Here is a 6,181-nt window from a genome sequence, read left to right as displayed (position 1 = left end):
AAGCTGATCTTTTTTGTCCGAACAGCGTTCGGATTAATTTTACAATCTACCAATTTGTCAAAAAATTCGGATTAAATTTGCAATCTACCAACTAACTAATATTCAGTTTGAATTCGTATAAAAGACAATAGTAATGTGAATACAGACAACTCGATTATATAATTGTTAGATAAAAAATCAAATGCTCGAAAACATAAGCGCATACATGGTCAGGGTAGCATTATAATAATCGTGCTTAGTCATTGCTTTAGCAAAAATCCACTGTTCATGAAAAAATAATGAATCGTACCCTTGATTGCGATGCCAACTGGTCGCCATTAGCAAAGGTGCACTAAAACTTGCGGACTGATAGTCATTAAGTGGTTTGCCCCTCATAGTATATCCTGCTGTGACAGTAGTATGATTGGCAAAAAAGTGCAACATTGACTTCACTGTCTTTTGTGCTAATGGGTCATGGCTTGTGGCTAACAGCATAGGGACTCTACAGGCATTATAGTAGTAATCGTTGGCATATTTATCAGGGATACGCGTACTCTTTGCAGGGCTGGTACTATGTTGAGTTACCCATGCAAAATCAGGAACCAATCCTGATTTGTGCTTTTCACTTAATTGAAACAGTCGGTTAAGCATTGCAGTTTTAATAACTAACCATTGCCGATTATGTGAAAATTTATAAAATTGCTCAAATGCCGTGGGCATGACATCCGAACTGCGCATTAAATTAGCCGAATTAGATGTGGGAGTTGCCCAGTTACCAACTGTTAGCACCTGAGTATGTTGGTTTGTTTCATACTTTAAAATATCATTTAAAAGAAGCCGCAGTTGGTTAGCATAGTACTTTTTTTGTGGCCACTTTTTAGATGCTAGAAATAGCGATTGGGCAATCATGAGATCGCCATCAGTAGCACTAGTCTGTTCATTAGACCATTTTCCATAATTATTTCGGGTTTGCCTCCAGGACATTAACTGAGTGCTCTTAATACGATGGTGCATATAATATTGATACAGTTTATTAAACGTATGTTTTCCTCCTAAGCCTAACTTAGATGCTTGGACACTAATTAGCATACCGTAACCTTGTGCCTCAGATAACGTACTAACCTTGTGATCAGCATCTGATGTATTAATCAATGATTGTTTTTGATTAACAGCAACTACGTAATTATTTTTCCATGTTTTATAAAATTCTTTTCTGAGTCGTTGGCTACTATCCAATCGAATATACCCGATAATGCCGATATATACCGTCACTACAATTAAAACTAAGCCCCACAATCGCCATGTAAATTTCACAATAGTCCTCCTAATCCATAAAACGCTTAGTTTTAATCCATTTACTGCCATCTCTATGAAATACCGAGTCCAATAATACCGAGATAATGGCGTGTATAGAAATCACAATAAACAATTGTGAATAAGTAAAATAAGAAATTAAGCTTAACCAAATTTGTTCAGTTGTTGCCTGCCCATATTGTGTTGCCATAGCGGTATTAATCTGTAATACGTATAATAATATCATTAATAACCAGTTAAATAACAACAACTGGGTTATCATAATGTTACTACTGTAAAAGGCAAAAGGAATCGCAGTCTCTGGTCGCCATAGTTGAATTAACAGCGCCACTAAATTAGAAATCAAAAAAACATCAGATAGAACAATTGCTGCATTAAACCAAAAAAAGGTACAAGAGTAATAAAAGACTTCTAATTTCACACGCCAGTTACTTTTGTCAAATAAATGTTTGAAATTAGCCATAACAACTTGGTAGTTGCCTTTAGCCCAACGTAACCGTTGGAAATAATAGTCTTTAATGCGCTCAGGTTCCTGTTGGAATGCTTCAGAACTATAAGCCAGTGCGATCAACATTCCCTCTTGCATTATCTTAAAGGAAATGTCCGTGTCCTCCGTCAAAGCCCCGTTTGTCCAGCCGCCAATTTGTTTAACATAGTCAGTTTCGATGATAAAATTGGTTCCTGGAATTCTTCCAATCTTAAACAGCTGCCAAATACCCACATGCTGTATTCTTTGGGTCACAACGATTTCTTGATTAATACATTTGGTTAAAAAATTATGTTGTGCATTCCGGGTTTTGTTACGGCCAAAGGAGGCTTTATAACGATCAGGATTTTCTAATATCTTTTTAACTAAAAAATACAGTGCATTTTTTTCTGGCACCGCATCAGCATCATAGACGCCAATATACTTACCAACTGCAATCTTTAAAGCATCATTAAGCACACCTGCTTTACCACCACTCCCACTACGCTCAATAACCCTTATCTTTTGATCTTGTACACTTCTCTCTAAAATCGTTTTGCGCATCCTCTTTGCCGTTTCATCTGTACAGTTATCTGCATATAAGAGTATTTCGAGTTTGTCATGGGGATAATTTAAATCCAAAATAGCTCTAATTGTTTGTTCAATGACAAGCTCTTCGTTGTGTGCCGGTACCACCAAGGTAATTACTGGATAATGCGGTAATGTATTCACAGTTATCTTTTGACGACTCTTTGGTAGCCAGAAGGATACTGCCCCACTTAATGTTAGAAGTCCCATGAGTAGCGATATCCAAATAGATATTAATGTTAGGACTGTCAAAATCTCACTAATCACTTGTTTATCTCCTTTTTGTTAGCAACTGAAAAGGTTGTCTCAACTCGGTAATAAATTGTCCATGCACAAATAAAGATTACCAAAAAACTAATTGTAAAAATTCCCGTAATAAATATAGTTAAATCAAAGAAAAATGAGACCAACTAGTTTTCCTCCCTTGAATATTCAGTAATAATATCAGTTTCCATCACACGATCAAGATGTTTATAAATATCTGCAAAGTAAGTGAAACGATCGTAGTTATCGTAATTAATTTGTTGCATAGCCCATTTAAACTGAATAGCTGGCGCTTTAAAAGCTTGTTGGAGATTTTTTTGTGTTGCATCATTAATTGTTTTTTGCGTTTTTTCGTCAACTCGATATGAAATAATTAAAAATCTTGCATCACCTAAGTAATAGATAAGTTCTGATGGTAATCGCGTATGCTTTATTTCTCTGGAAATATTGTGTAAAATTTCTCGCTGATTATCAGAATGAAATTGTCGATACTGTTGCCAATTTTGCCAATGAATTTCAGTAATATTCATAAACAGGTTATATGACGGATAGCTTTTAATAGCTGTAATTTCTTTGGAATATACCTTCTCAGCATTATGGCCGGTCAATAATTTTGTGTCCAAGTTATAGTGCTCTCTATATCGATGTATTGAAGTTATATTAGGACCTAATGATCGCCACTTCAGTAGCCAATCGCTGACTAAATTAACTAACGTCCCTTCAATTGGGAATGCTAACAATAAGATGACCTTGTCATTAACTGGAATAACCAGATAGCCAAACAAAAGAATACCCGCTCCAACAGTGGTTAATACAATGATTAGCCAACTGATAACAACCCCAGGTATTAACATGCCCACTACAATAGCCAATAGCAATAAAAGTAAGACACCTATTTGAATATCCGGTTCAAAAAATGCAGCAAAAAATAGCGTTAAGATAGGAAATAGCCACGATAAAACAATGGGAACATACCCCTTAAATATTACTTCTGATAAATTCATTGAATAGTCTCCTATAAAAAGTTTTCAATAATCATTTTAAGTATCTTATAACAGTCTACTCTATCCATGTTATTATCGTCACGCAAGGCATACCTAATTTCTTTTAATTTTATATTTAGCACGGTACCTAATAAAAGTTGTCCGCTTGATCCCGGTATTACGGGCCACATCTACATCACTCATGCCTGCCTGATAAAGTTTAAAAGCATGTTGCAAGCGGGGATCGTCTTGGGTGTATTGGGGTTTGCGGCCATGATATTTGCCCTGCTGTTTGGCTAGGGCAATCCCCTGTTGCTGACGTTCGATGATCCGCTGACGCTCGCTTTCAGCCTGGTATTTATACAGTTCAATAACGAGGTTTGTCATGAGTTGACGTAAATTCGGGTCAGCGATTCCTGTCATGGACGGCAAATTTAACACATCTAGGGTGGCCCCTTTATTCTGAATGGTGTTCATGATCTTAGTTAAATCCTGGTTGTTTCTGCCTAAGCGATCTAATTCAGTGACCAGGACAATATCACCCTCACGAATATAGGCCAGCATTTTTTGCAGTTCTGGCCGATTCGTGTTAGCCCCACTTAATTTATCCGTAAACAATTTATCAACACCTTTTAAAGCCGCCAACTGTCGATCTAAATGTTGCTCCTTGGAACTCACGCGCGCATAACCGATTTTAGCCATTTCCAGCTCTCCTTTTGGACAGTTCTAATGAACATTTGTAATTCTTAGTATAGCACAGAAACAAAAACGGCCAATAGAGTATGCCCTAATGGCCATTAAACATTCTTTATTAAAAATTATTTTTTATATAGCTAGCCACATTTTCTTTGTCTGGAAATAAAGTAGCCTGGTTTATTTCAAATGATTGATCCAATTCTTTTAAAATTTGTTGCTTGTTCCCACTAGGAATTACTAATTTAATTGGCTTACTGTCTCTATTGTACAGAGACACTTTGTTATCAATATCATTATGAATACTTTCCAAGCTACATGATGTACCATCATAAGGTTCAAAAAGGAAAAAGCCACTTTGAGCTTGTAAGCGTTCATTATTTAGCGAAGGTTCGACGAAAAATGGATGAAGTAAAGTTCTAAAGTTGATCAGATCAGCGAAATAACCAGTATCTCTTTTAATATCATGATACAGGCACTGCACTTCATAAGACTGATTTATGTCATTATAGATATCATTTAGTGAGTCATATGTTTTTTTGCTTTCTCCAGAAAGTTGCTCATAATAGCCCTCTGGGAACTGCTTGACCAGATCCATGTACCAACTATGGTATAAATGATTTTTATCTTCTTTCAACAAAGCGTCAATTTTTTTATTATAAGAAGATATACTGTCATAAATGGTTTTCTTTTTGGCTTCGTCCATTAACGCTAGTGTTGACAAGATTTCTACCGTATCACTACGACTACTGTAGTACGTGTAGTCATCACTATTTTGCGTTCTGTTAGAAATGAACATGGTAACTATCCCATCTGCTTCATTTCCTTTAGAATCAATATGAGATTGACAGGCAAAATAAAGAGCCACAAGAGCATTAGTCGTTACATCTAATAACCTAGTTGGCAAACCAAAATGTTGCATATAAGACAGGCGAGAAAAATTATTTTCTAAATTGTTAAAATCATTTGCGTACCTTCGCATGTACTCATTAGTGAATGAATATTCGCGAGTATATCCGAACCTTTTTTTTTGCCTAAAGATGCTAGCAACGTTATTACTACTTTCGAAGTCACTTGATTATCCTCTATAGAAAGAGCGTTGTATCAAGCCTCTTCCATCAATTGTTATGTTAGCTTCTATAGAGTTCTGTAACTCTGTTAGTTCTTCCAAAAAATTACTTAAAGATTTAATATCCAAGATTAACCCTCCAATAAACATAATGAAATACGCTTAATTAAGCGTATGGATTACCATATTTTTGGCAATATTGATAAAATCCAAATTCGTATAAATAAATATCCTTGTCTATTTGCTCACTATTTTTGAACTTAATCATTTTCAAAACCTGCTTTGTAAATTCTAGCGGCGCAGTACCATTAGCAGTAACTAAATTATGATCGCGTACTGTTTGTTCTTCAAGAAAATCTGATTTGTTTTGATACTGGTCAAAGTCTTTCCACAGATATTGTGCGTTACCAGTATGTTTAAAGTTAGTAAGTAATCCATTTTTAGCGAGATAGTCCACGGCACCGCAGATTGCACCCACGAACTTGTTATTCTTTAGCCGATCTTGCAATAGCTGTTTCAGTACACTATTTTTAATCTGCCATGAATTTCCACCAATCAATATTAGCAGCTCACAATCAGCTGGTATTTGTTCCAACTGATAGTCTACGGTGGTTTTAAAACCACCAGTTAAAACTACCTCTTGCTTAATGGAAGCAGTTTTAACTTCCCAATTTGGGTCTCAATTTAATATACTTGAAAGATAACCACCTTCCCAATCAGCATATTCGTCTAAGATTACAAAAATTGCTTGTTTCATGAGCACTATCTCTGGGCCTAGAATAAAAAGTGTACAGGTTAAATAGAGACTCTGATTTAGTATAATTA

General features: G+C 35.7%; 5 protein-coding genes and 1 pseudogene. All 6 read right to left on the bottom strand.

What is annotated here, in order from left to right; all coding sequences use genetic code 11:
- Positions 1-177 precede the first annotated feature (177 nt).
- The 6 genes and pseudogenes from DY78_RS00765 to DY78_RS00740 all read right to left on the bottom strand — a co-directional run bounded on the left by DY78_RS00765 (position 178) and on the right by DY78_RS00740 (position 6,113).
- On the bottom strand, positions 178-1,293 hold the full coding sequence (locus tag DY78_RS00765) for a glycosyl hydrolase family 8 (protein WP_024626306.1): 1,116 nt from the start codon (positions 1,291-1,293) through the stop codon (positions 178-180).
- A 10-nt stretch (positions 1,294-1,303) separates the two neighbouring features.
- On the bottom strand, positions 1,304-2,557 hold the full coding sequence (locus DY78_RS00760; protein ID WP_420805678.1) for a glycosyltransferase family 2 protein: 1,254 nt from the start codon (positions 2,555-2,557) through the stop codon (positions 1,304-1,306).
- Between the two features lie 200 nt (positions 2,558-2,757).
- On the bottom strand, positions 2,758-3,615 hold the full coding sequence (locus DY78_RS00755; protein WP_024626304.1) for a hypothetical protein: 858 nt from the start codon (positions 3,613-3,615) through the stop codon (positions 2,758-2,760).
- Between the two features lie 93 nt (positions 3,616-3,708).
- Positions 3,709-4,296, bottom strand: a complete 588-nt coding sequence (locus DY78_RS00750; RefSeq protein WP_024626303.1) for a recombinase family protein — start codon at positions 4,294-4,296, stop codon at positions 3,709-3,711.
- A gap of 109 nt (positions 4,297-4,405) precedes the next feature.
- A complete protein-coding gene (locus DY78_RS00745) occupies positions 4,406-5,329 on the bottom strand; it encodes an FRG domain-containing protein (protein ID WP_235810620.1) in 924 nt (307 codons plus the stop codon).
- A 193-nt stretch (positions 5,330-5,522) separates the two neighbouring features.
- A pseudogene (locus tag DY78_RS00740) lies at positions 5,523-6,113 on the bottom strand (type 1 glutamine amidotransferase family protein).
- Positions 6,114-6,181 lie beyond the last annotated feature (68 nt).

This window comes from Lactiplantibacillus fabifermentans DSM 21115, from assembly GCF_000498955.2.
Lineage (GTDB): Bacteria > Bacillota > Bacilli > Lactobacillales > Lactobacillaceae > Lactiplantibacillus > Lactiplantibacillus fabifermentans.
This window is presented reverse-complemented; position numbering and strand designations above follow the sequence as displayed.